At 66.2% G+C, this 24,425-nt stretch carries 23 protein-coding genes; 22 read left to right on the top strand and 1 reads right to left on the bottom strand.

Annotated elements, in window-relative coordinates:
• Positions 1–35: 35 nt before the first annotated feature.
• The 22 genes from ilvB to C664_RS10945 all read left to right on the top strand — a co-directional run bounded on the left by ilvB (position 36) and on the right by C664_RS10945 (position 23,474).
• A complete protein-coding gene (ilvB, locus tag C664_RS10840) occupies positions 36–1,703 on the top strand; it encodes an acetolactate synthase large subunit (RefSeq protein ID WP_004259406.1) in 1,668 nt (555 codons plus the stop codon).
• Positions 1,703–2,020, top strand: coding sequence for an acetolactate synthase small subunit (gene ilvN / locus C664_RS10845; RefSeq protein ID WP_004259410.1), 318 nt, complete (start codon positions 1,703–1,705; stop codon positions 2,018–2,020). Before ilvB ends, ilvN begins: the two co-directional genes overlap by 1 nt.
• A 129-nt stretch (positions 2,021–2,149) precedes the next feature.
• Positions 2,150–3,280: a chorismate synthase gene (gene aroC, locus C664_RS10850; RefSeq protein WP_004259414.1), complete on the top strand. Its 1,131-nt coding sequence runs from the start codon at positions 2,150–2,152 to the stop codon at positions 3,278–3,280.
• 35 nt (positions 3,281–3,315) lie between these two features.
• Positions 3,316–4,473, top strand: coding sequence for an MFS transporter (locus C664_RS10855; protein WP_004259417.1), 1,158 nt, complete (start codon positions 3,316–3,318; stop codon positions 4,471–4,473).
• 10 nt (positions 4,474–4,483) lie between these two features.
• Positions 4,484–5,302, top strand: a complete 819-nt coding sequence (locus tag C664_RS10860) for a M48 family metallopeptidase (protein ID WP_004259421.1) — start codon at positions 4,484–4,486, stop codon at positions 5,300–5,302.
• A gap of 91 nt (positions 5,303–5,393) precedes the next feature.
• Positions 5,394–6,803, top strand: a complete 1,410-nt coding sequence (leuC, locus tag C664_RS10865; RefSeq protein WP_004259427.1) for a 3-isopropylmalate dehydratase large subunit — start codon at positions 5,394–5,396, stop codon at positions 6,801–6,803.
• A gap of 32 nt (positions 6,804–6,835) precedes the next feature.
• Positions 6,836–6,964, top strand: coding sequence for an entericidin A/B family lipoprotein (locus tag C664_RS10870; RefSeq protein ID WP_004259431.1), 129 nt, complete (start codon positions 6,836–6,838; stop codon positions 6,962–6,964).
• Entirely contained in the window at positions 6,964–7,602 is a 639-nt protein-coding gene (gene leuD, locus C664_RS10875; RefSeq protein ID WP_004259434.1) for a 3-isopropylmalate dehydratase small subunit, read from the top strand. The genes C664_RS10870 and leuD overlap by 1 nt, the downstream gene beginning before the upstream one ends.
• Before the next feature lie 36 nt (positions 7,603–7,638).
• Positions 7,639–8,703: a 3-isopropylmalate dehydrogenase gene (leuB, locus tag C664_RS10880; protein ID WP_004259439.1), complete on the top strand. Its 1,065-nt coding sequence runs from the start codon at positions 7,639–7,641 to the stop codon at positions 8,701–8,703.
• Positions 8,704–8,757: 54 nt separating this feature from the next.
• Positions 8,758–9,891 (top strand): aspartate-semialdehyde dehydrogenase, encoded by a 1,134-nt coding sequence (gene asd / locus C664_RS10885; RefSeq protein WP_004259442.1) that lies wholly within the window; start codon positions 8,758–8,760, stop codon positions 9,889–9,891.
• A 115-nt stretch (positions 9,892–10,006) separates the two neighbouring features.
• The gene (locus C664_RS10890) at positions 10,007–13,147 is read left to right on the top strand and encodes a FimV/HubP family polar landmark protein (RefSeq protein WP_232435096.1); all 3,141 of its coding nucleotides are present in this window, start codon (positions 10,007–10,009) and stop codon (positions 13,145–13,147) included.
• 60 nt (positions 13,148–13,207) lie between these two features.
• Positions 13,208–13,816, top strand: coding sequence for a CbiQ family ECF transporter T component (locus C664_RS10895; RefSeq protein WP_004259449.1), 609 nt, complete (start codon positions 13,208–13,210; stop codon positions 13,814–13,816).
• Positions 13,813–14,610, top strand: a complete 798-nt coding sequence (gene truA, locus C664_RS10900; RefSeq protein WP_038011553.1) for a tRNA pseudouridine(38-40) synthase TruA — start codon at positions 13,813–13,815, stop codon at positions 14,608–14,610. The genes C664_RS10895 and truA overlap by 4 nt, the downstream gene beginning before the upstream one ends.
• On the top strand, positions 14,611–15,234 hold the full coding sequence (locus C664_RS10905; protein ID WP_004259457.1) for a phosphoribosylanthranilate isomerase: 624 nt from the start codon (positions 14,611–14,613) through the stop codon (positions 15,232–15,234).
• Positions 15,221–16,432: a tryptophan synthase subunit beta gene (gene trpB / locus C664_RS10910; protein WP_004259459.1), complete on the top strand. Its 1,212-nt coding sequence runs from the start codon at positions 15,221–15,223 to the stop codon at positions 16,430–16,432. The genes C664_RS10905 and trpB overlap by 14 nt, the downstream gene beginning before the upstream one ends.
• A gap of 42 nt (positions 16,433–16,474) precedes the next feature.
• Entirely contained in the window at positions 16,475–17,299 is an 825-nt protein-coding gene (gene trpA / locus C664_RS10915) for a tryptophan synthase subunit alpha (protein WP_004259462.1), read from the top strand.
• The gene (gene accD, locus C664_RS10920; protein ID WP_004259466.1) at positions 17,296–18,174 is read left to right on the top strand and encodes an acetyl-CoA carboxylase, carboxyltransferase subunit beta; all 879 of its coding nucleotides are present in this window, start codon (positions 17,296–17,298) and stop codon (positions 18,172–18,174) included. The genes trpA and accD overlap by 4 nt, the downstream gene beginning before the upstream one ends.
• Positions 18,174–19,487: a bifunctional tetrahydrofolate synthase/dihydrofolate synthase gene (gene folC, locus C664_RS10925; RefSeq protein ID WP_004259469.1), complete on the top strand. Its 1,314-nt coding sequence runs from the start codon at positions 18,174–18,176 to the stop codon at positions 19,485–19,487. Before accD ends, folC begins: the two co-directional genes overlap by 1 nt.
• Before the next feature lie 12 nt (positions 19,488–19,499).
• On the top strand, positions 19,500–20,177 hold the full coding sequence (locus tag C664_RS10930) for an SPOR domain-containing protein (protein ID WP_004259471.1): 678 nt from the start codon (positions 19,500–19,502) through the stop codon (positions 20,175–20,177).
• Positions 20,178–20,186: 9 nt separating this feature from the next.
• Positions 20,187–20,678 carry a CvpA family protein gene (locus C664_RS10935; RefSeq protein WP_004259473.1) on the top strand — a complete coding sequence of 164 codons (492 nt, stop codon included), beginning with the start codon at positions 20,187–20,189 and terminating at the stop codon, positions 20,676–20,678.
• 12 nt (positions 20,679–20,690) lie between these two features.
• The gene (purF, locus tag C664_RS10940; RefSeq protein WP_004259475.1) at positions 20,691–22,226 is read left to right on the top strand and encodes an amidophosphoribosyltransferase; all 1,536 of its coding nucleotides are present in this window, start codon (positions 20,691–20,693) and stop codon (positions 22,224–22,226) included.
• Positions 22,227–22,289: 63 nt separating this feature from the next.
• Positions 22,290–23,474, top strand: a complete 1,185-nt coding sequence (locus C664_RS10945) for an O-succinylhomoserine sulfhydrylase (protein ID WP_004259477.1) — start codon at positions 22,290–22,292, stop codon at positions 23,472–23,474.
• Positions 23,475–23,639: 165 nt separating this feature from the next.
• On the opposite strand, the gene C664_RS10950 is transcribed toward C664_RS10945, so the two are convergent.
• A complete protein-coding gene (locus C664_RS10950) occupies positions 23,640–24,392 on the bottom strand; it encodes a UDP-2,3-diacylglucosamine diphosphatase (RefSeq protein WP_004259479.1) in 753 nt (250 codons plus the stop codon).
• Positions 24,393–24,425 lie beyond the last annotated feature (33 nt).

The raw sequence follows: 24,425 nt of genomic DNA on the forward strand, positions 1-24,425 counted from the left end.
GTGATGTCGCTGAAGTCAAAACCAAGGAGAGCATCATGACTCAACTCACCGGCGCGCAACTGATCGTGCGCCTCCTCGAACGCCAGGGCGTGCGTACCATCGCCGGCATCCCCGGTGGCGCGATTCTTCCGTTCTACGACGCGCTGTCGGCCAGTGCGCAGATCCGGCACGTGCTGGCGCGCCACGAGCAGGGCGCTGGCTTCATGGCGCAGGGCATGGCGCGGGTGTCGGGCGTGCCCCAGGTGTGCATCGCCTCGAGCGGTCCGGGGGCGACCAACCTCGTCACCGCGATTGCCGATGCCTGCCTCGATTCGATTCCGATGGTCATCATCACCGGCCAGGTGCCGCAATCCATGATCGGGACCGACGCCTTCCAGGAAGTGGATATCTACGGCATCACGGTGCCGATCACCAAGCACAATTTCCTTGTGCGCTCGGCGCAGGAGTTGCTCGAGGTCGTGCCCGACGCGTTCCGCATCGCCATGTCCGGCCGACCGGGTCCGGTGCTGATCGATGTGCCCAAGGATGTGCAGAACCAGCTGATCGAAGTCGACGAACTGCCGCCGCCCGCAGTGCCCGACGCGCCGCCGCAGCTGGACATGGCGGCCATCGATACCGCAGCGCAGATGATCAACTCGGCCGTGCGACCGGTGCTCTATCTGGGCGGCGGTGTGGTCCATTCCGGTGCTTCCGCACTCGCGGTGACGCTGGCAGAGCAGGGCGCGCTGCCGACGACGATGACCCTGATGGCGCTGGGTGCGATGCCGATGGACCATCCGCTGTCGGTCGGCATGCTCGGCATGCACGGTGCCCGCTACACCAACTTCGTGCTCGAGGAGGCGGACCTGCTGATCTGCGTCGGTGCGCGCTTCGACGACCGCGCCATCGGCCGGGCCGCCCAGTTCTGCCCCAACGCGAAGATCGTCCACATCGACGTTGATCGCTCCGAGTTGCACAAGATCAAGACCGCGCACGTCGCGATTCATGCCGATGTCACGGAGGCGCTCGAGGCCCTGCTGCCCCGTGTCAAGGCCGTGCTGCGCACCGACTGGCTGGCGCAGGTCGCGGATCTCAAGCAGCGGTTTCCGATGCAGCTCCCGGGCAGCGACGATCCGCGCAGTCACTACGGCCTGATCAAGGCGGTCGCCGACGCGCTCGACGACGAGGCGGTGGTTGCCACCGACGTGGGTCAGCACCAGATGTGGGTCGCTCAGGCCTATCCTTTCCGCCGTCCGCGCCAGTGGTTGACCTCGGGCGGGCTGGGCACGATGGGATTCGGCCTGCCGACGGCAATCGGCGCCGCCCTGGCCGAGCCCGAGCGCACGGTGGTGTGCTTCTCGGGCGACGGCAGCTTCAAGATGAACATCCAGGAGCTTGCGACACTGGCCGAGGAGGGGCTCAACCTCAAGGTCGTGCTCATGAACAACAATGCGCTGGGTCTGGTGTACCAGCAGCAGGCGCTGTTCTACGGCAAGCGCCAGTTCGCGTCCAGGTACCGCACCGAACCCGATTTCGTGAAGATCGCCGAAGGCTTCGGCGTGCCGGCCATCGACCTCGACAAGGCCGACGATCCCCGTGCCGCGCTGGCCGAGGCGCTGAATGCGCCCGGACCGTGCCTGATCCACGCGACGATCGATCGCGAGCAGTTTGTCTATCCCATGGTGCCGCCGGGTGCCGCCAACACCGAAATGATCGGAGGCTGATGATGATCGAACAAGTTGCCGACCCGCTGCCGCAAGCCGGCCACGCAAAGGTCATTCTAGAGATCGATGTGAATAACCACGCCGGGGTGATGAGCCACATCTGCAATCTTTTTGCGCGCCGCGCCTTCAACGTCGAAGGCATTCTGTGCATGCCGGTTTCCGACGGCAGGCGCTCGCGCATCTGGCTGCTCGTGTTCGACGACCAGCGCCTCGAGCAGATGGTCCGCCAGGTTGAAAAGCTGGAGGACGTGCTCGCGGTGCGTCGCCATGGGGCGGAGCACGAAGTGTTCGAACGCCTGGAAGACTTCTTCCACTGAGCGCTGGCCGGCGCCCCGTGCGCCGTGGCCGAAGGGGATGGGGCGCGTGCTAGACTCGCGCCCCATCCCCCTCTTGTTCCTCTGCGCCCCGTGGGGCAGCGGGTTCATTGCTGATCAGGCAGGAAAGTCATGTCCGGAAACACCATCGGTACCCTATTCACCGTCACGTCCTTTGGCGAGTCGCACGGCCCGGCGATCGGCTGCGTCGTCGATGGCTGCCCGCCGGGACTGGCACTGACAGCGGCTGACATCCAGATCGAACTGGATCGGCGCAAGCCCGGCACCTCCCGTCACGTGACCCAGCGTCGCGAGCCCGACGAGGTCGAGATCCTGTCCGGGGTATTCGAGGGCGTGACCACCGGTACGCCGATCGCACTGCTGATTCGCAACCAGGACCAGCGCAGCAAGGACTACGGCAACATCGCCGATACCTTCCGCCCGGGACACGCCGATTACCCCTATTGGCAGAAGTACGGCATCCGCGACTACCGTGGCGGCGGCCGTTCTTCGGCGCGCGAGACCGCAGTGCGCGTGGCGGCAGGTGCGATCGCGAAGAAATGGCTGCATGAGCGCTACGGTATCGTGATCCGGGCCTGCATGACGGCGCTCGGGCCGATCGAGATCCCGTTCATGTCGTGGGACGAGGTCGATCGCAATCCCTTCTTCGCGCCCAACGCCGATATCGTGCCGCAACTCGAGACCTACATGGACGAACTGCGCAAGTCCGGCGACTCGATCGGTGCGCGCATCGACGTGGTGGCCAGCGGCGTGCCCGTGGGCTGGGGCGAGCCGGTGTATGGCCGCCTGGATGCCGACATCGCCTACGCGATGATGGGCATCAATGCAGTGAAGGGCGTCGAGATCGGCGCGGGGTTTGCCTCCGTTGCGCAGCGTGGCACCGAGCATGGTGACGAGATGACGCCGGAAGGCTTCCTGTCGAACAATGCGGGTGGCGTGCTTGGCGGCATCTCCACCGGCCAGGACGTCATCGCCAGCATCGCGATCAAGCCGACCTCGAGCATCCGCCTCGATCGGCGCTCCATCGACCGTGCAGGCAACCCGGTCATCGTCAACACCCACGGTCGCCACGATCCCTGCGTCGGCATCCGTGCGACACCGATCGCCGAGTCCATGCTCGCACTGGTGCTGATCGATCACGCGCTGCGTCATCGCGCCCAGTGCGGCGACGTCCGCACCGACACGCCGCGCATTGCCGGGCTCGCGCCACTGGGACAGCAGCGCCTGCCGTCGCCGCGCTGACGGTCGCTCCCGGTTCGCGCGAGGCGCAGGCGCGCATGCTCCCGTACTGGCGCCTGTCGGCGTATTACTTCTTCTATTTCGCCTTCGTCGGCGCCTTTTCGCCGTACTTCACGCTGTACCTGCAGGCGGCGTCGCTGAGCGCGACCGAGATCGCGCTGCTGATGTCGCTGATGCAGTTGATGCGCATCCTGGCGCCGAACCTGTGGGGCTGGCTGGCCGAACGGCTCGGCATGCGCGTGGCGATCGTCCGGCTTTCGGCCCTGATGAGCCTGGTCGGCTTCTCGGGCTTCTTCCTGACCACGGAGTTCGGCGGCCTTTTCGCCGCGATGGCCCTGATGGCCTTCTTCTGGAGTGCCGCGCTGCCCTTGATCGAAGGGCTCGCCTTCTCGCACCTCGGCGACGAGGCGCATCGCTACGGCAGCATCCGTGTCTGGGGTTCGGTCGGCTTCGTCGTTGCGGTGCTGGCATTGGGGCTGGTGCTGGATCACGTTGCGATCGATGCGGTGTTATGGGTCACGGCCGCAATCCTGCTTGGCATCCTGGCGTGCTCGTTCACGATCCCCGAGGCCGTGTCCGCACATGTCGAGCGTGCATCGCTCAGCCTGCGCGAGACGCTGCGCCGGCGTGAGGTCAGGGCCTTGCTGGGCGCGTGCTTCCTGATGTCGGCGGCGCATGGGGCCTTCTACGTCTTCTATTCCATCTATCTCGTGGACAATGGCTACGACAAGGCGCTGGTCGGCTGGATGTGGACCCTCGGCGTGGTCGCGGAGATCATCCTCTTCATGCTGATGCCGCGGCTCATGCGGCGCTTCAGTCTGCGGGCGATCCTGCTGTTCTCCTTTGCCTGTGCAGTCGTCCGCTTCGTGCTGATCGGCTGGGGGGCTGACAGCCTGCCGGTGTTGCTGTTCGCCCAGGTCCTGCATGGCGCCACCTTCGGTGCCTATCATGCCGCTGCGATTGCCGCGGTGAACCTCTGGTTCCCCGGACGACTCCAATCGCGAGGCCAGGCCCTGTACGGCAGTGTGTCATTCGGGGCGGGCGGCATGCTGGGCGGCCTGCTCAGCGGCTATACGTGGGAGGCGATCGGTGCGGCGTGGACCTTCACGCTGGGGTCCGTGTTCGCGCTGGCGGGGCTCGTTTGGCTGGCGCGCGGATGGCCGTCGTCGACGCACGGCGAGACTGGCCCTTCGTGAGGAGAGAGGAATGATCGGGACGATTTCGAGAACCGTGTTGCCGGCCGTGCTGGCGGCCACGATCACCGTGGCCTGCCAGACGGTGCAGACGACGCAGGGCGGCGCGGTTGGCGTGCAGCGCTCGCAGTTGATGATGGTTTCGGCGCAGGAAGTGGAGCAGGCGTCGAACAAGCAGTACCGGCAGATGCTCGACGAGGCTCGCCGCAAGAACGCGCTCAACCGCGACGCTGCCACGGTGCAGCGGGTGCGCCGCATCGTGTCGCGACTGACGGCGCAGACGGCCGTGTTCCGGCCCGATGCACCCGCCTGGCAGTGGGAGGTCAACGTATTCACGTCGAACGAACTGAATGCCTGGTGCATGGCCGGCGGCAAGATGGCGATCTACACCGGACTGATCGACCGGCTCCAGCTCAGCGACGACGAGATTGCGGCGGTCATGGGGCACGAGATTGCCCACGCCCTGCGCGAGCATGCCCGCGAGCGCGTCTCCAAGGCGATGGCAACGGGGCTCGGTGTGTCGGTGGCGGGCGCGCTGCTCGGCGTGGGGCAGGTGGGGCAGGACCTGATGAACACGGTCGCCAAGGTGACGTTCGAGTTGCCGAATTCGCGCGAGCACGAGATGGAGGCCGATCGCATGGGCGTGGAGCTGGCCGCGCGTGCGGGCTACGACCCCAGGGCCGCCGTCACGTTGTGGGACAAGATGGCCTCGCAGTCGGCAGGCGCTCCGCCGCAGTGGCTATCGACGCATCCGTCGCACTCGACGCGCAAGCGGGATCTGACCGAATACGCCGCGCGCGTGATGCCGCTTTATCAGGGCGTCCGCCGCTGAAACGGCCTGTCATCGATCAGTCCGGGTCAATCTGGTCAGTTTTCGCTGCTTTGTGAAATAATCGATTTCTTTTTTGCGCGGATTACACGGGATGGCAGCTCAAACCCTGTACGAGAAGCTCTGGTCGAGCCACGTCGTTCACGAAGAAGCCGACGGCACGGCGCTGATCTACATCGATCGTCACCTGGTGCACGAAGTCACCAGCCCGCAGGCCTTCGAGGGGCTGAAGCTGGCCGGGCGCAAGCCGTGGCGCATCAGCTCGATCGTCGCCACCGCCGACCACAACACGCCCACCGACCACTGGGATCTCGGTATCCAGGATCCTGTGTCGCGTCAGCAGGTCGAGACGCTGGATGCCAACATCCGCGAGGTCGGCTCGCTCGCCTACTTTCCGTTCAAGGACGAACGCCAGGGCATCGTCCATGTGATCGGGCCCGAGAACGGCGCGACACTGCCGGGCATGACCGTCGTCTGTGGCGATTCGCACACGTCCACGCACGGCGCCTTTGGCTGTCTGGCGCATGGCATCGGGACCTCCGAGGTCGAGCACGTGATGGCCACGCAGTGCCTGCTGCAGAAGAAGTCCCGGACGATGCTGATCAAGGTCGACGGGCAACTCGGCAAGGGCGTGACCGCGAAGGACATCGTGCTCGCCATCATCGGCAAGATCGGCACTGCCGGTGGCACCGGCTTCGCGATGGAGTTCGGCGGGAGCGCCATCCGCGCGCTGTCGATGGAAGGCCGCATGACGATCTGCAACATGGCGATCGAGGCGGGCGCGCGTGCGGGTATGGTCGGCGTGGATGAGACGACCATCGCCTACCTCAGGAATCGTCCGTTTTCGCCCAAGGGCGAAGCCTGGGATCAGGCGGTTGCCTACTGGCGCACGCTTCACAGCGACGAAGGCGCGCAGTTCGACAAGGTTGTCGAACTCAAGGCCGAAGACATCCTGCCGCAGGTCACCTGGGGAACATCGCCCGAGATGGTCACTACGGTCGATGGCCGTGTGCCCGATCCTGCCGCAGTGGCGGACCCGGTGCGCCGCGAAGGCGTCGAGCGCGCGCTGAAGTACATGGGACTCGAGCCGAACACGCCGATCACCGACATCAAGGTCGACCAGGTCTTCATCGGCTCGTGCACCAACTCGCGCATCGAGGATCTGCGCGAAGCCGCGGCCGTGGCCAAGGGGCGCAGCAAGGCCGCCAATGTCAAGCGCGTGCTGGTGGTGCCGGGGTCGGGTCTCGTCAAGCGCCAGGCCGAAGAGGAGGGCTTGCACGAGATCTTCCTTGCCGCCGGATTCGAATGGCGCGAACCGGGCTGTTCGATGTGCCTGGCGATGAATGCCGACCGCCTCGAACCGGGCGAGCGCTGCGCCTCGACCTCGAACCGCAATTTCGAAGGCCGTCAGGGCGCGGGGGGGCGTACCCACCTCGTGAGCCCGGCAATGGCCGCGGCGGCTGCGGTGACCGGCCATTTTGCCGACGTGCGCACGCTGGCCTGAGCGCCGGTTTGATCAAGATTGAGGAGCATGCAATGAAGAAACTTGCACTGGTCGTCGCCGCGCTGGTGGCCGGCTTCGTCTCCATGGCTTGCAACACCGTCCAGGGTGTCGGCAAGGACATCGAAAAGGGTGGCGAGGCCATCCAGAGGGCAGTGAAGTAATGAAGCCATTTACCCGACTCGACGGTCTGGTCGCGCCGCTCGACCGTGCCAACGTCGACACCGACGCGATCATCCCCAAGCAGTTCCTGAAGTCGATCAAGCGCAGCGGCTTCGGTCCGAACGCTTTCGATGAGTGGCGCTATCTCGACGTTGGTCAGCCTGGCCAGGATTGCAGCACGCGTCCCCTGAACCCCGACTTCGTGCTCAACCAGCCGCGCTACCAGGGCGCGCAGATCCTGCTGACGCGCGACAACTTCGGCTGCGGCAGTTCGCGCGAGCACGCACCATGGGCGCTGGAGGACTACGGTTTCCGCGTGCTGATCGGGCCGAGCTTCGCCGACATCTTCTTCAACAACAGCTTCAAGAACGGCCTGCTGCCGATCAAGCTGGATGCGGTGGAAGTGGACGAACTGTTCCGCCAGTGCGAGGCAAGCGAAGGTTACCGCCTGGTCGTCGATCTGGCGGCGCAGACCATCACGCGCCCCGACGGCAGGGTGATCGGTTTCGACATCGACCCCTTCCGCAAGGAATGCCTGCTCAACGGCTGGGACGACATCGGCCTGACGCTGCGCCACGCAGACAAGATCCGCGCGTTCGAAGACAAGCGCCGCGCCGAACACCCGTATTACTTTGCCTGAGCCCGTACGGCTCACCGAACCAAGGAAGACGATTCGATGAAGATTTGCGTGCTGCCGGGTGACGGCATCGGTCCCGAGATCATGGCGGAAGCCGTGCGCGTGCTGAAGGCCCTGGACCTGAAGCTCGAGATGGAGGAAGGGCTGCTTGGCGGCTGCGCGGTGGATGCCACCGGCACCCCGTATCCCGAGGCCACCCAGAAGCTCGCACGCGAAGCCGATGCGGTTTTGCTCGGCGCCGTCGGCGGCCCCAAGTGGGACACGCTGCCGCGCGAGCAGCGCCCCGAGCGCGGCCTGCTCGGCATCCGCAAGGATCTCGGCCTGTTCGCCAACCTGCGCCCGGCGATCCTGTATCCCGAACTGGCCAATGCCTCGTCGCTGAAGCCCGAGATCGTTGCTGGTCTGGACATCCTGATCGTGCGTGAGCTCACCGGCGACATCTACTTCGGCCAGCCGCGCGGCATCGAGACGCGAGAAGTCAACGGCACGCAGCAGCGCGTGGGCTGGAACACCATGATCTACGCCGAGTACGAGATCCGTCGCATCCTCAAGGTGGCCTTCGAGGCGGCACAGAAGCGCGGCAAGAAGCTGTGCTCGGTCGACAAGATGAACGTGCTCGAATGCACCCAGCTGTGGCGCGACATCGCCGAGGAAGTCGCCAAGGACTACCCGGACGTCGAGCTCACCCACATGCTGGTGGATAACGCCGCGATGCAGCTCGTGCGCGCGCCCAAGCAGTTCGATGTGATGGTCACCGGCAACATGTTCGGCGACATCCTGTCCGATGAGGCCTCGATGCTGACCGGCTCGATCGGCATGCTGCCCTCGGCCTCGCTGGATGCCAACAACAAGGGCTTGTACGAGCCCTCGCATGGTTCTGCACCCGACATCGCGGGCAAGAATCTGGCCAACCCGCTCGCCACCATCCTGTCTGCGGCGATGATGCTGCGCTATACCTTCAATCAGGAAGCGGCTGCGCAGCGCGTCGAGAATGCAGTCAAGAAGGTGCTCGCCCAGGGGTACCGTACCGGCGACATCTACGAGCCGGGCACCAGGAAGGTTGGGACGCGCGAGATGGGCGACGCGGTGCTCGCCGCGCTGTAAGCTGATGCGCCTGCAAGGGTTTTCGAAGAATCGTTTTTGTAGAGAGTGATGAACATGAATCGAGTCGGTCTGGTTGGCTGGCGTGGCATGGTCGGTTCCGTGCTGATGCAGCGCATGGTGGAAGAGGGCGACTTCGCCTTCATCGAGCCGGTCTATTTCTCCACCTCGAACGCCGGTGGCAAGGCGCCGTCCTTCGGCGGCAAGGAAGCCGCCGCGCCGCTGCAGGACGCGACGGACATCGACGCGCTGAAGTCCTGCGACATCGTGATCACCTGCCAGGGCGGCGACTACACCAAGGAAGTCTTCCCCAAGCTGCGCGCCACCGGCTGGAACGGCCACTGGATCGACGCCGCCAGCGCGCTACGCATGAACGACGACGCGGTGATCATCCTCGATCCGGTCAACCGCAACGTCATCGACGCCGCGCTCGCCAAGGGCGGCCGCAACTGGATCGGCGGCAACTGCACCGTGTCGCTGATGCTGATGGGCCTGGGCGGCCTGTTCAAGCACGGCCTGGTGGAGTGGATCTCGGCGATGACCTACCAGGCGGCCTCGGGCGCCGGCGCGCAGAACATGCGCGAACTCATCAGCCAGATGGGCACCATTCACGACTCGGTCAAGGATCTGCTCGCCGACCCGGCCTCGGCCATCCTGGAAATCGACCGCAAGGTCGCCGAGACCATGCGCTCGGACAGCTTCCCGAAGAAGAACTTCCGCAACACCCCGCTCGCTGGCAGCCTGATCCCCTGGATCGACGTGCCGGTCGAACACGGCCAGAGCAAGGAAGAATGGAAGGGCGGTGCCGAGTGCAACAAGATCCTCGGCAACCCGGCCTTCCGCAGTCCGGGCTCGATCCCGATCGACGGCCTGTGCGTGCGCATCGGCGCGATGCGCTGCCACTCGCAGGCACTGACGATCAAGCTGAAGAAGGACGTGCCGCTCGACGAGATCACCGAGATCATCGCGGGCGCCAACCAGTGGGTGAAGGTCGTGCCTAACGACCGCGAGATCACCGAGCGCGAACTGACCCCGACGGCCGTCACCGGCACGCTGGGCATCCCGGTCGGCCGTCTGCACAAGATGGCGATGGGCCCCGAGTATCTCGGCGCGTTCACCGTCGGCGACCAGCTGCTGTGGGGCGCAGCCGAGCCGCTGCGCCGCATGCTGCGCATCCTGCTCGAGCGCTGAGCGCACGAGAAACGTCCGATGAACAAAGGGGCCACTGGCCCCTTTGTCTTTTCGATGGCATTCCAGCGTGCACGTAACTAATTCACGACAAAACACTGCGAATCATCGCGGATTGATGCGCCAAGGCCGGGAAAATGCTAGATTCCTAAGCCACGTCATGATGCATATGATTAAAAAGCTTGGCTTTCGGGGGAGTTGCAGTTTGAAGACCACGATGAATAAGTCGCTCAGGGCATCCGTGATCGCTGTCGCGATCGCCGCGATTCCGCTAGGGGCTCAGGCCGCAGGAATGGGGCAGATCAACGTCTTCAGCGGCCTGGGGCAGCCCTTGCGCGCAGAGATCCAGGTCAGTGCCACGGCACAGGAACTGCAGTCCTTGACGGCTCGTATCGCTTCTCCCGAGGCGTTCCGGCAGGCAAACGTGAACTACTCCTCGGCGGTTTCCGCCATCCGGGTCAGTGTGGATACGCGTGCCTCGCGTCCCGTGATCCGCCTGTCCAGCGATCGCCCGATCAACGATCCGTTCGTCGACCTGCTGGTCGAACTGAACTGGGCCAACGGGCGCATGGCGCGCGAGTACACGTTCCTGCTCGATCCCGTTGACCTTGCCGCGCCCCGGCCACTGGCCGCGGCGGTGGATGCGCCCGCCACGCCTGCCGCGCGCCCACTGCAGCCGGCGGTCCGTCCAGCGGTGCCGTCCGCCACGTCGGCGATCCCTGATGCCTACACGGTTCGTCGCGGCGACACGCTGCGGCGGATCGCTGCTGCCAACACGCCTCCTGGCGTGACCCTCGATCAGATGCTCGTTGCCCTCTTTCGGGCCAACCCGGGCGCGTTTGACGGCGGCAACATCAATCGTCTTCGTGCGGGTTCGGTGCTGAACGTGCCGAGCGTGGATGAAGCGTTGAGCGTTTCTTCGGTGGAGGCAAAGCGCGAAATTCGTGCGCAATCGGCCGATTTCGAAGCATACCGCCGCAGCCTTGCAACCGCTTCCGCGCAGCGTGCGCCGGTTGTCGCTGAGGAAGCACAGCAGGAAAGCGCCGGTCGGATCGTTCCCAAGGTCGAGGAGCCCGCGCCGGTCGCCGAGACGGCCGACCAGGTCAAGGTTTCGCGCAGTCAGGCAGCGGGTGCGCCTGGCACCGAAGCCGACATCCGGCTGCAGGCGCTCGAGGAGGAGCTCGCCACGCGCGAGAAGGCGCTCGAGGAGGCAAACGACCGCCTGAGGCAGCTCGAGCAAAGCGTGCGCGACATGCAGAAGCTCCTTGAGCTGCGCAGTGGCACGCTGGCTCAGCTGCAAGAAGGTGCGGTGGCGCCGCCGGCGCCTGCGCCCGTTGCTGGGGCCAGCCAGGAGGCGCCCGCTGCGCCGGTTGCCGCTGGAGCGCCCCAGGCTGTCGAGCCCCAGGCGGTCGAGCCGCAGGCTGCGCCGCCCGCGGAGCCAGTTCAGTCTGCGCCCCAGGCCGCCCAGGAAGAAGCCAAGCCGGCGCCCAAGCGTCCGGTCCGTCGTCCGCCGCCCGAACCCGTTCCCGAGCCTGGTCTGGTCGAGTCGATGATGTCCGATCCGACCGTAGTCGCCGGCGGTGCAGGTATTCTGGCCCTGTTGCTGGGTTACGCGGGATTCAAGCTGCGCGGGCGCCGCAAGGCGGCGTCCGGCAGTGGGCAGGTTGGCGATCTGGCGCCCAGCGGTCCAGGCGTCTTCTCGGCGACGGGTGGGCAGAGCGTCGATACCGGCGCAAGCAGCATCATCCAGACCGATTTCAGCCAGTCGGGGCTTTCGGCCATCGATGCGGACGAAGGTGTCGATCCGGTGGCCGAGGCCGACGTGTATATGGCTTATGGCCGGGATGCACAGGCCGAGGAGATCCTCCAGGATGCGCTGAAGGCAGACCCTTCGCGGCTTGCGATCTATCTCAAGCTGCTCGAGATCTACTCGCTGCGCAAGAGTGCGCGCGAGTTCGAAACGGTGGCGACCGAACTGTTCTCCCGTACGAACGGCCAGGGCCGCGAATGGGACAAGGCAGCGACCATGGGGCGCAAGCTCGACGCCGACAACCCGCTCTATGCCGAGCAGGGGAGTGCGGACGAATCCATCGCGCCCACCACCGAGGTGCCCTCGGGTATCGCGCCGGTCGCGACCGTCGGCGTGGCGGCTGCGGCAGGCGTGGCAAGTGCCCTGACTTCGCCTCAGGCAACGGATTCGATGCCGCAGGCGGAGGGGGTCGAGACGCGTGTCGATACCCTGGAAGAGGCGGCGCCGGCTGCCTCCTTGTCCAGCCTGGATTTCTCGTCGAGCGGGCCGGTTGAGCCGAGTCAGTCGCAGATGCGCGACACATGGACCGTCCCGGGCGATCTGCGTCAGTTTGCGGGTGACAAGCCCGACGGTGCGGCGCCCGACCTCGAGGGCTTGAGTGCCGCGATCGCAGCCGGGGTTGATCTCGAGACGCCTGCCGACGAGTTTGCGCCGGTCGATACGGGCGTGATCGACTTCGAACTCGATCTCGGGGAGGACGTTCAGGCTGCTTCGACCGAGCCGGAAGATCTTTCGATCGCAACGACCGGCAGCGATGGCGGTCTCTCGTTCGATCTCGATCTCGGCGAGCCGGAAACGCCTGTGGCGCCCGCAGCACTCGACGCTGCGCAACCGCAAGTCGCGAACTTCGATTCCTCTGCGGCCACCATCGTTGCCAGTGACGACAATCTGGCAGCGGCACTCGATTTCGAGCTGCCCGACCTTGACCTCGGTGGCGGGGCGCCTTCCCCCGATATGAACGCCACCGTGTTGCAGAGCGATGCGCTGCTTCAGTCGGATGCGGAAGAGTCGATTGCGGCGTCTTCGGAGCCCGGGAAGACGTCCGAGGCGCTGGTTGACCTGGAGAAGACGAGCTTCGACAGCAGTCTGCTCGACTTCGATTTCGACATCGATACGCCGCTCCAGCCGGCTGCCGCGGCGCCGAGCGGGCTGGACCTGACGTCGATCGACCTCGACCTCGATTCGCTGGACGCGGCAGCTGAAGCGGACGATGCCGAAGCCCAGTCGATGGAGGCCACCCAGCTCGGCGAGCTGACACCCCAGAGCGAGTTCGGCGATGCCCCGGCAGCGTCCGGTGGGGATGAAGTCGACACCAAGCTTGAGCTTGCCCGTGCCTACGACGACATGGGTGACAAGGAGGGGGCGCTGGAGTTGCTCGAGGAGGTCGTGCGGGATGGCTCCGCCGAGCAGCAGGCGGCCGCGCGCGAGATGATCGCCCGCCTGACCTGAGCTTCAATTCCATTGCCGCCGCAGGGCCCAGGCCCCGCGGCGGCTTCGCCGTTTACGCGCATGCATTCCGGTTTCCTTCTCCTGTTGTGGTTTGTCGGCGTCGCGTCGGTGCAGTTCGTGCCGTCCGCCGTGCTCGGGCTGCTCGTCACGGCCTGCCTCTTCTGCGCACTCATGTTGTCCAGGGCGCGCGTGATCCGGTTGTTGCGGCGTGTCAGGGTGCTGGCGATCGCCATCGTCGTGCTGTTCGGGTGGTTTACGCCGGGTGAGGCGCTGCTCGCAGAATGGCCTGGTTTCTCACCGACGCGCGAGGGCGTCGCGATGGCGCTGGTTCATGTCGGTCGCCTCGTCATCGTCGTCAGTGCGGTCGCGTTGCTGCTCGAACGCCTGCCGCTCGAGCGACTGGTCGGAGGCCTGTACAGTCTGGCCCGACCCTGGCAAGTGATCGGCCTGAACGCTCGCGACGTTGCATTGCGGTTGCTGCTGGTGCTGCGGTTCGTCGACGCGTCGCCGCGCGGCGCAGCGCCGATTCACTGGAAGGAGTGGCTGCGGGACGAGGCGGCGGAGGAAGCCTTGCCGCCGATTCAGCTTGTACGGGAGCGTTTTGGCCGTGGCGATGTCGCGGTCGCCTGTGTCCTCGTCGTATTCGCGCTAGGTTGGGGAGTGGCATGATGCGAGTCGCGATCGGCGTCGAGTACGCAGGCGATGCATTCTGCGGCTGGCAGAGCCAGGCGCACGGGCGAACGGTGCAGGATGTGCTCGAGCGCGCGCTGTCGGAGATTGCCGCGGAGCCGCTCAGGCTGCACTGCGCGGGGCGGACGGATACGGGTGTCCATGCCAGTGCCCAGGTGGCGCACTTCGATACGTCGGCGCGCCGTCCCCTGTCGGCGTGGGTGCGTGGGGTGAATGCGCTGCTGCCTCCTGCCGTGGTGGTGCGCTGGGCCGTGGAGGTGGACGAGACCTTCCATGCCCGCTTTCTCGCGACCGAGCGCCAGTACCGCTATATTCTGCACAATGCGCCGACCCGGCCTGCGATGCTGGCGGGGCGGGTCGGCTGGTTTCATCCCGCACTCGACGAGCAGCGTATGGCCGAAGCCGTCGCCTGTCTTGTCGGGACGCACGATTTTTCTTCCTTTCGTGCCGCGGGGTGTCAGGCCAAGACGCCCATTAAAGTGATGCACGAGGCGCGGGTCGCGCGGCAGGGCGAGTACCTGCTGTTCGATTTCCGCGCCAATGGTTTCCTGCATCACATGATCCGGAACCTCGTCGGGGCGCTGGTTTATGTGGGCAAGGGGCGTTACCCGGTCGAATGGATGAACGAACTGCTCTTGGCGCGCGATCGCACGCATGCGGCGCCGACCTTCTCGCCCGACGGTCTCTACCTTTGCGGCGTGAGCTATCCGCCGCGCTGGTCGCTCCCCAACGATGGGCGTATCATCGCGCTGCCCCAGCTTCCCCTCGTCTGAATGTCCCGTACCCGAATCAAGATCTGCGGCCTCACGCGGCCGCAAGACGTGTGCGCAGCCGTTGAACACGGCGCCGATGCGATCGGCTTCGTGTTCTATCCGCACAGTCCGCGCGCGGTCGGCATCGAGCAGGCCGCAGAGCTTGTAGCGCTGTTGCCGCCCTTCGTGACCTCGGTCGGCCTTTTCGTCAATGCTGCCGAGGCCGAGGTCAATGCCGTGCTGCAGCGCGTGCCACTGCAGCTGCTGCAGTTTCATGGCGACGAAACCGACGCGCAATGCGCGCGCCACGGGCGGCCCTGGATCAAGGCAGCGCGAATGCGGCAAGGGGTCGATCTGGTAGAATTCTCATCTTTGCATCCGCGCGCCAGCGGCATTCTCGTCGACGCGTTCGTCGATGGCTATGGCGGCGGGGGCAAGACTTTCGACTGGTCGCTGATTCCTGAGGGATTCGAGCGACCGTTGGTGCTTTCCGGCGGTCTCGACGTCGACAATGTCGTCGAGGCCGTGCGCCGCGTCCGCCCCTGGGCGGTGGATGTTTCGAGCGGCGTGGAAAGCGCCAAGGGAATCAAGGATGCGGTGAAGATCGCCGCATTCATCGCCGGAGTTCGACATGCAGATGGCTGATACGCCTTACCAGTTTCCCGATGCGAGCGGGCATTTCGGCCCCTATGGCGGCATCTTCGTCGCCGAGACCCTGATGCCGGCCCTGGCCGAATTGCGCGAAGCCTACGCAGCCTGCCAGAGCGATCCGGCCTTTGTCGCGGAGTTCGAATACGAACTCAAGCACTACGTGGGCCGGCCGAGCCCGATCTACCACGCCAAGCGCTGGTCCGAGATCCTCGGCGGTGCGCAGATCTACCTGAAGCGCGAGGACCTGAACCACACCGGCGCGCACAAGGTTAACAACTGCATCGGCCAGGCCCTGGTGGCCCGGCGCATGGGCAAGCCACGCGTCATCGCCGAGACCGGCGCGGGCCAGCATGGTGTGGCGACAGCCACCGTGGCGGCACGCTACGGCATGGAGTGCGTGGTGTACATGGGCGCCGAGGACGTCAAGCGCCAGGCCGCCAACGTGTACCGCATGAAGCTGCTCGGCGCCACCGTCGTGCCGGTGGAGTCGGGCTCGAAGACGCTCAAGGATGCGCTGAACGAGGCGATGCGCGACTGGGTCACCAACATCGCCGACACGTTCTACATCATCGGCACGGTGGCTGGCCCGCACCCCTATCCGATGATGGTGCGCGACTTCCAGTCGGTGATCGGCAAGGAATGCCTGGTGCAGATGCCCGAGATGGTGGGGCGCCAGCCGGATTATGTGATCGCCTGCGTCGGCGGTGGCTCGAATGCGATGGGCATCTTCCACCCCTACATCGGTGTGCCCGGCGTCAAGCTCATCGGCGTCGAGGCGGCGGGCGACGGCATCGAGACCGGACGCCACTCGGCCTCGCTGAGCGCCGGGCGTCCCGGCGTGCTGCACGGCAACCGCACCTACCTGCTGCAGAACGAGGACGGCCAGATCATCGAGACGCATTCGATTTCGGCAGGGCTCGACTACCCCGGCGTCGGTCCCGAGCACGCCTGGCTCAAGGATGCCGCGCTCGCGGACTACGTCGGCATCACCGACGACGAGGCGTTGCAGGCCTTCCACAAGCTGTGCCGGCTGGAGGGCATCATTCCGGCGCTCGAGTCCTCGCATGCGCTGGCCTATGCGGCAAAGCTCGCGCCGACGCTGCCCAAGGACCAAATCCTGCTGGTCAATCTCTCCGGCCGTGGCGACAAGGACATGCACACCGTCGCCGAGCGTTCCGGCATCCAGTTCTGAACCTGCCACGGGCCGCGCTGCGGCCCGTAGTGTGATCGAGACATGTCAAGAATCCAGACCGTTTTCAAGCGCCTGCAAGGCGAAGGCCGCAAGGCGCTGATCCCGTTCGTCACCGGGGGCTTTCCCGAGCCGGCGCTGACCCTGCCGCTGATGCGCGCGCTCGTCGAGGGCGGCGCCGACATCATCGAGCTCGGCGTACCGTTCTCCGACCCGATGGCCGACGGCCCGACCATTCAGCGTGCATCCGAATGCGCGCTTGCGCAGGGCATGAGCCTGCGCAAGCTGCTCGACATCGTGCGCGCCTTCCGCGTCGAGAACACCGACACCCCGGTCGTGCTGATGGGCTACGCGAATCCGATCGAGGCGATGGGCGTGGAGACCTTCGCGAGTGCCGCGCGCGACGCCGGTGTCGATGGCGTGCTCGTCGTCGACTATCCGCCGGAGGAGTCCGTCGCGTTTGCGACCGCGGCCAAGGGCGCGGGTCTCGATCCGATCTTCCTGCTGGCACCGACCTCTTCGGCGCAGCGCTTTGCCGATGTCGCGGCGGTCGGCAGCGGCTATATCTACTATGTGTCGCTGAAGGGCGTGACCGGTAGCGGCAAGCTCGACATCGACGAAGTCGCGCGCCGTATTCCCCTGATCCGCGCGGCCGTGGGCATGCCGGTCGGCGTCGGTTTCGGCATCCGCGACGCCGACAGCGCGCAACGCATCGGCGCCGTCGCCGACGCCGTGGTGATCGGCAGCCGCATCATCGAAGTGATTGAACAGAGCCCGCGTGATGAGGCCGCACAACGGGTCGCCACATTCATGCGTGGCATCCGCGAGGCGCTCGACACGATCGGGCCGGCGAAAGGAGTAACCCCATGAGCTGGTTGCAGAAGCTGCTGCCGCCCAAGATCAAGCGCAGCGACAGCGCTGCCCGTGGCAAGTCGTCGATTCCGGAAGGGCTGTGGAGCAAGTGCGGCGCCTGCGAGGCGGTCCTGTACCGTTCCGATCTCGACAGCAACCAGGGCGTGTGCCCGAAGTGCGGCCACCATCATCGGCTGCGCGCGCGCCAGCGCCTCGACCTGCTGCTCGATGCCGAAGGGCGGTTCGAGATCGGCGCCGAAGTGGTGCCGGTCGATGCGCTGAAGTTCAAGGATTCGCGCAAGTATCCCGAACGCCTGTCGACGGCCACCTCGGATACGGGCGAGGCCGATGCGATGGTGGTCATGCAGGGCGCGATCGAGAGCGTGCCGGTCGTCGTCGCCTGCTTCGAGTTCGAGTTCCTCGGCGGTTCGATGGGTTCGGTGGTCGGCGAGCGCTTCGTGCGCGGCGCCAAGGCGGCGTATGAGCAGCGCGTGCCCTTCATCTGCATCACCGCATCCGGCGGGGCGCGCATGCAGGAAGGCCTCTTCTCGCTGATGCAGATGGCCAAGACCACCGCGTCGATCACCAGGCTGGCGGAACGCCGCCTGCCGTTCGTGACCGTGCTGACCGATCCGACCATGGGCGGCGTCTCGGCCAGCTTCGCCTTCATGGGCGACATCGTCGTGGCCGAGCCCGGCGCGCTGATCGGCTTCGCCGGTCCGCGGGTCATCGAACAGACGGTGCGCGAGAAACTGCCCGAGGGCTTCCAGCGTGCCGAGTTCCTGCTCGAGAAGGGCGCCATCGACGTCATCGTCGACCGCCGCGAGATGCGTGCAGAACTGGCGCGCATGTTAAGCCTCCTGCTGCGCCAGCCAGCCGCCAGCGCTGCCTGATGAGTGCGTCGATTTCCGCGCTGCCGCAGACGCTTGATGGCTGGCTGCAGCTGCTCGAGCAACGCCACGCGCAGAGCATCCGCCTCGGGCTCGACCGGGTTGCGGCCGTGCGTGCTGCGCTCGGGCCTGATCCCGATGCGGTGGTGATCACCGTCGGCGGCACCAACGGCAAGGGTTCCTGCTGCGCGATGCTGGAGGCCATCCTTCTGGCCGAGGGCTACCGGGTCGGCTGCTACACCTCGCCGCACCTGTTGAAGTACAACGAGCGTGTCCGCATCGACGGCAAGGACGTCGACGATGAGGCGCTGGTCGCCGGGTTTGCCGCGGTCGAGGCCGTGCGTGGCGACACGCCGCTGACCTATTTCGAGCACGGCACGCTGGCGGCATGGTCCGTCTTCTGCGCGGCCCGACCGGACGTGATCATCCTCGAGGTCGGTCTCGGCGGGCGGCTCGACGCGGTCAACGTGTTCGATGCCGATTGTGCGCTGGTGACAAGTATCGCGCTGGATCACATGGATTACCTCGGTGACAGTCGCGATGCGATCGGGTTCGAGAAGGCAGGCATCTTCCGTTCCGGTCGCCCGGCCGTGTGCGGTGACCCGCAGCCGCCAGCAACCCTGCTCGCCCATGCCGAGGCCATCGGGGCGCAATTGTGGGTCAGTGGGCGCGACTTCGGCTTTGGCGGTGATCGCCAGCAGTGGGGCTACTGGCGTTACGAAACACCGCCTGCCAGGGGGGCACTGGTCAAGCGCGGCGGGCTCGCCTATCCGGCGCTGCGCGGCGTGAACCAGTTGCTCAATGCGGCGGCGGTCATGACTGTGCTCGAGACGCTGCGCGATCGCGTTCCCGTGTCCATGCAGGCGATCCGCCAGGGGCTGATGCTGGTCGATGTGCCCGGCCGGTTCCAGGTGCTGCCGGGGCGTCCCGCGGTGGTGCTCGACGTCGCGCACAATCCTCAGGCGGCCGGCGTGCTTGCCGAGAACCTGGGGAGCATGGGTTTCTATCCCGAGACGTGGGCGGTTTTCGGCATGCTCAATGACAAGGATGTCGAGGGTGTCGTCGACCTGATCAAGGGGCGGGTAGATCATTGGCTGCTTGCCGGTCTGCCCGGGCCGCGCGGACTCAAGGCCGAGGCGCTTGCCGAGCGCTTGCGTGCCGCGGGTGTCGAGGCCGACATCCGGTGTTTCGACGCGCCTGCGGATGCGTTTGCTGCGGCGCAGCAGGCGGCTGGCGAGGGTGATAGAATCCTTGCCTTCGGCTCCTTCCTGACGGTGGCTGATGTCCTGGCGGCGGTGAAGGCCGCGCGGCACTGACGAGAACTTTCCGTGAGCGACGCTGAGAACCTCGAGATCAAGAAACGCGCAAGGCGACGCCTGGTGGGGGCGGTCGCGCTCGCGTTGCTGGCTGCGGTCGTGCTGCCGATGATGATGGACCAGGAGCCGCGCCCGGCCAGCGGCGATATCCAGATCACGATCCCCGATCGCGATCCGGCGCAGGCCCGGCCGATCGCAGTGGCGCCTGAGGCTGCGGTGGCGCCGGTCGTCCCGCCGCCGCCTGAGGAAGAGGAATCCACGGCGGCGCCCGCGCCGCGTGAGGCCGAGCCGCCCAAAGAACCGGCCGTCGCGCCGGCTCCGGCAAAATCCGAGCCGCCGAAGCCTGAACCCAAGCGGGCGGAGCCCACGCCCCAATCCGGGACACCGCCGGCCACGACGAAGCCCGCGGCCGAAAGCGCAGAGGCTGCGCGCGCGCGCGCGGCGCTTGAAGGGCGCGAAGTCCCGGCGCGCGGCGACGCCTTCGTGCTGCAGATCGGTGCTTTCAGCGACGCGTCGAAGGCCGCGCGCATCACCGCCGACCTCAAGAAGCAGGGTTTTCCGGCCTACACCGAGCAGGCAGGCAATGTCACGCGTGTCCGCGTCGGCCCCGTGGCCGGACGCGCGGCGGCAGACAAGACGGCTGCACAGTTGAAGACCCTGGGCTTCAGCACGGTTGTGACTCCGCGCTGAAGAACGAGCATGACGGTCTTCGACTACGCTTTCCTCTCCATCCTCGCACTGTCGGCGGCGATCGGCATGTGGCGCGGCCTGGTCAGCGAGATCATGGCGGTGGTCGCGTGGGTGGTCGCACTGTATGCGGCGTGGCGCTATAACGAACAGGCAGCGCAGGTCTTTGTCGGGCTGATTGTCGAGCCGATGTGGCGACAGGTCGCCGGCGGTGCGCTGGTGGTGATCGGTGTCCTGATTCTGGCGGCTTTGTTGCGCTTTCTTCTGCGCCAGTTGTTGAAGGCGGCCGGGCTCGGTGCCACGGACCGCTTCTTCGGCGCGATCTTCGGCATTGCCCGAGGGCTTCTGGTGGCCTTCGTCGTCGTGCTGATCGGCGGCCTGGCTGGTGTGTCACGTGAACCCTGGTGGACGCAGGCGTTGTTCTCGCCACCGATGGAAACGGCAGTACTTGCTGCCAAACCCTGGCTGCCCGGTGTGGTGGCCGACAAGATTCGATTCAGATAGGCGTAAATCTCCATGTGCGGAATTCTCGGGGTCGTTGCCACCTCTCCGGTCAACCAGTTGCTGTATGACGGGCTGCAGGTCTTGCAGCACCGGGGCCAGGATGCGGCGGGTATCGCCACATCCGAAGGCGGGCGCTTTCACATGCACAAGGGGTCGGGCCTGGTGCGTGACGTGTTCCGCACGCGCAACATGCGCAATCTCGAGGGCAACTGGGGCATCGGACACGTCCGCTATCCCACCGCAGGTTCGGCATACAACGCCGCCGAGGCGCAGCCGTTCTACGTCAATTCGCCCTTCGGCCTGCTGCTGGCGCACAACGGCAACCTCACGAACTCCGAGGCGCTCAAGCGCGAGATGTTCCTGTCGGACCTGCGCCACATCAACACCAGCAGCGACTCCGAAGTGCTGCTGAACGTGCTGGCCCACGAGCTGCAGGCGGCCTGCAACGGTCTCAAGCTCGACGAGGACGCGGTGTTCCGCGCCGTGGCGGGTGTGCATCGCCGCTGTCGTGGCGCCTACGGTGTGGTGGCGATGATCGCCGGCTACGGCCTGCTGGCCTTCCGCGACCCCTACGGCATCCGTCCGCTGGTGATCGGTCGCAACGACACCGAAGCGGGCACCGAGTGGCTGGTGGCGTCCGAGTCGGTGGCGCTGGACGTGCTTGGCTTCAAGCTCTTGCGCGACATCGCCCCGGGCGAGGCGGTGCTGATCGACACCCAGGGCAATTTCCACAGTCGCCAGTGCGCAAGCAAGACCGTGCAGGCCCCCTGCATGTTCGAGTTCGTCTATCTCGCGCGCCCCGATTCGATCATCGACGGCGTGTCGGTGTACGAGTCGCGCATGAAGATGGGCGAGTATCTTGCCGACAAGATGAGACGCACGATGCCGAACGTCCACATCGACGTCGTGATCCCGATTCCTGATTCCAGCCGTCCTTCGGCGATGCAGATGGCCGAGTGCCTCGACCTGCCGTTCCGTGAGGGCTTCGTCAAGAACCGCTACATCGGCCGCACCTTCATCATGCCGGGCCAGTCCACGCGCAAGAAGTCGGTGCGCCAGAAGCTGAACACGATCCACCAGGAGTTCAAGGGCAAGAGCGTGCTGCTGGTCGACGACTCCATCGTGCGCGGCACGACGAGCAAGGAGATCGTCAACATGGCGCGCGAGGCCGGCGCCACCAAGGTGTACCTGGCCTCGGCCGCGCCGCCGGTTCGTTACGCGAACGTCTACGGTATCGACATGCCGACAAGGGGCGAGCTGATCGCATCGGGCCGCAGCGAAGACGAGATCTGCCGCGAGATCGGGGCCGATGGCCTGATCTATCAGGATCTCGACGACCTGAAGGCCGCGGTGCGGGCACTCAACCCGTCGATCAACTTCTTCGAGACCTCGTGCTTCGATGGCTGCTACGTGACCGGCGACATCACCGCGGAATACCTGAGCGGTGTCGAGAACCAGCGCGGGCAGGCCAAGCCGTCGAAGAACGATGGTCACGACGACGACGGAGGTCAGCTGGATCTCAACCTCGCATCGAACCCCGACCACTGAGCCGATCGCTCAACCGACAATCGGGCGGCCGTCAGGCGGCCGCCACCAGCCTGACCGACCCCGATGACGTTTCCCGACGACCTTAGCCTTCATCCCGACACCCTGGCGATTCGTGCCGGCATCAACCGCAGCCAGTTCGGCGAGCACAGCGAGGCGATGTACCTGACCTCGAGCTTCGTGTTCGAGAGCGCGGCGCAGGCCGCAGCCCGCTTCTCTGGGGCGGAGGAGGGGAACGTCTACGCCCGCTTCTCCAACCCGACCGTCACCGCCATGCAGACCCGGCTGGCTGCACTCGAGGGGGCCGAAGCGTGCGTGGCCACGGCCTCCGGCATGTCGGCGATCCTGTCGCTGGCCATGGCGGTGCTGCAGGCGGGGGACCACGTCGTGGCATCGAACGGCCTGTTCGGCGCGACCCAGCAGTTGTTCGGCAACATCCTGTCGAAGTTCGGCATCGAGACCAGCTTCGTGCCGGCGACCGACCTCAATGCCTATCGTGATGCCGTCCGCCCGCGCACCCGGCTGTTCTTCATCGAGACGCCATCCAACCCGCTGACCGAGGTCGTCGACATCGCCGGCGTCGCGGCCATCGCCCACGAGGCGGGCGCGCTGCTGGCGGTCGACAACTGTTTCTGTTCGCCCGCATTGCAGCGTCCGCTGGAGTTCGGCGCCGACGTCGTCGTGCACTCGGCGACCAAGTATCTGGACGGGCAGGGCAGGGTGCTGGGCGGTGCCGTCGCGGGCCGGAAGGCGGTCACCGATGAGGTGTTCAAGTTCCTCCGTACGGCCGGACCGACGCTCTCTCCGTTCAATGCCTGGGTCATCCTGAAGGGGCTCGAGACGCTGCGCCTGCGCATGGAGGCGCAGTCGGCGTCTGCGTTGGATCTGGCGCGCTGGCTCGAGGCGCAGCCGGGCGTCGCCCGCGTCTACTACCCCGGCCTGCCTTCGCATCCGCAGCATGAACTGGCGATGCGGCAGCAGAAGACCGGCGGCGCCATCGTCAGCTTCGACGTCGAAGGCGGACGCGATGCCGCGTGGAAGGTGGTTGACTCGACCCGTCTAATGTCGATCACCGCCAACCTGGGCGACACCAAGACTACGATCACCCACCCCGCGACCACGACGCACGGTCGCATCTCGCCCGAGGCTCGGGCCGCGGCCGGCATCGGCGAAGGCCTGCTGCGCGTGGCGGTGGGGCTGGAGTCGGTCGAGGACCTGAAGGCAGATCTGGCGCGCGGACTGGCGCGCTAGGCCACATCCCAACCCCTGGGAAGATGGAGCCGTCACCGCGGTAGCCGGGAATGCGCGGGGTATTCCTGGCGCAGGCGAGGACTGTCCGAGCCCGAAGGGCGAGTTCCGCAGCCTGCAGAAGGAATTCCCCGTGCAGGCCCGGCGGGTCGTGGGCCTTGGTGCGGCCTACCTAGAGAAGGGCGTGAAATCCCGCCCGTCGAACGCCAGCCCGCAGGCCTGCCCGTGCCAGTCCGGCAGCACATGCCGGACACAGGCGTGGCCATCCACCTCGAAGCGATGGCAAGCCGGCCGATGGGTGTGGCCGTGTACCAGCGTCGGGTAGCCGTGCGTGCGCAGCAGGGTGGCGACCGCGTCGGCGTTGACGTCCATGATCTCCATCGTCTTCTCGGCCTTGGCCGTCTCGCTCTGCTGGCGCAGCGAGGCGATGAAGGCCTTGCGCGTGGCGAGCGCTTGGCCGAGGAAGCCTGCCTGCCATGCAGGGTCGCGCACCTGTCGGCGGAAGGCCTGGTAGGCGTGGTCGTCCGTACATAGCGCGTCGCCATGCGCGAGTAGCAGCGCCGAGGTGCCGGCGTTGCCGAAGCGCACCAGCGTAGGGTCGTCGAGCAGGGTGGCGCCGATGGTTTCTGCGAATCCGCGACCGGCGAGCAGGTCGCGGTTGCCGGTCATGAAGAAGACCGCCGTGCCGCCATCGGCCAGCGCGCGGATCGCGGCAGCGATGCGTGCATTGAAGGGCGTGGCGAGGTCGTCGTCGCCCGCCCAGTACTCGAACAGGTCGCCGAGGATGAAGAGGCTCGCCGCCCGGCGCGCGGGGCCTGCCAGGAAGCCGAGAAAGGCGTCGACGTTGGCCGGCTCGTCCTCGTTGAGATGCAGGTCCGAAATGAACAATGCCGGAAGCGCCGCATGGACGGCTTCCGGCATGGGCTGCGGACACCCGCCCGGGGCGGGTGTCGC

Origin of the sequence: Thauera sp. 63, from assembly GCF_000310165.2 — a bacterium.
Classification (GTDB): Bacteria; Pseudomonadota; Gammaproteobacteria; order Burkholderiales; family Rhodocyclaceae; genus Thauera; species Thauera humireducens.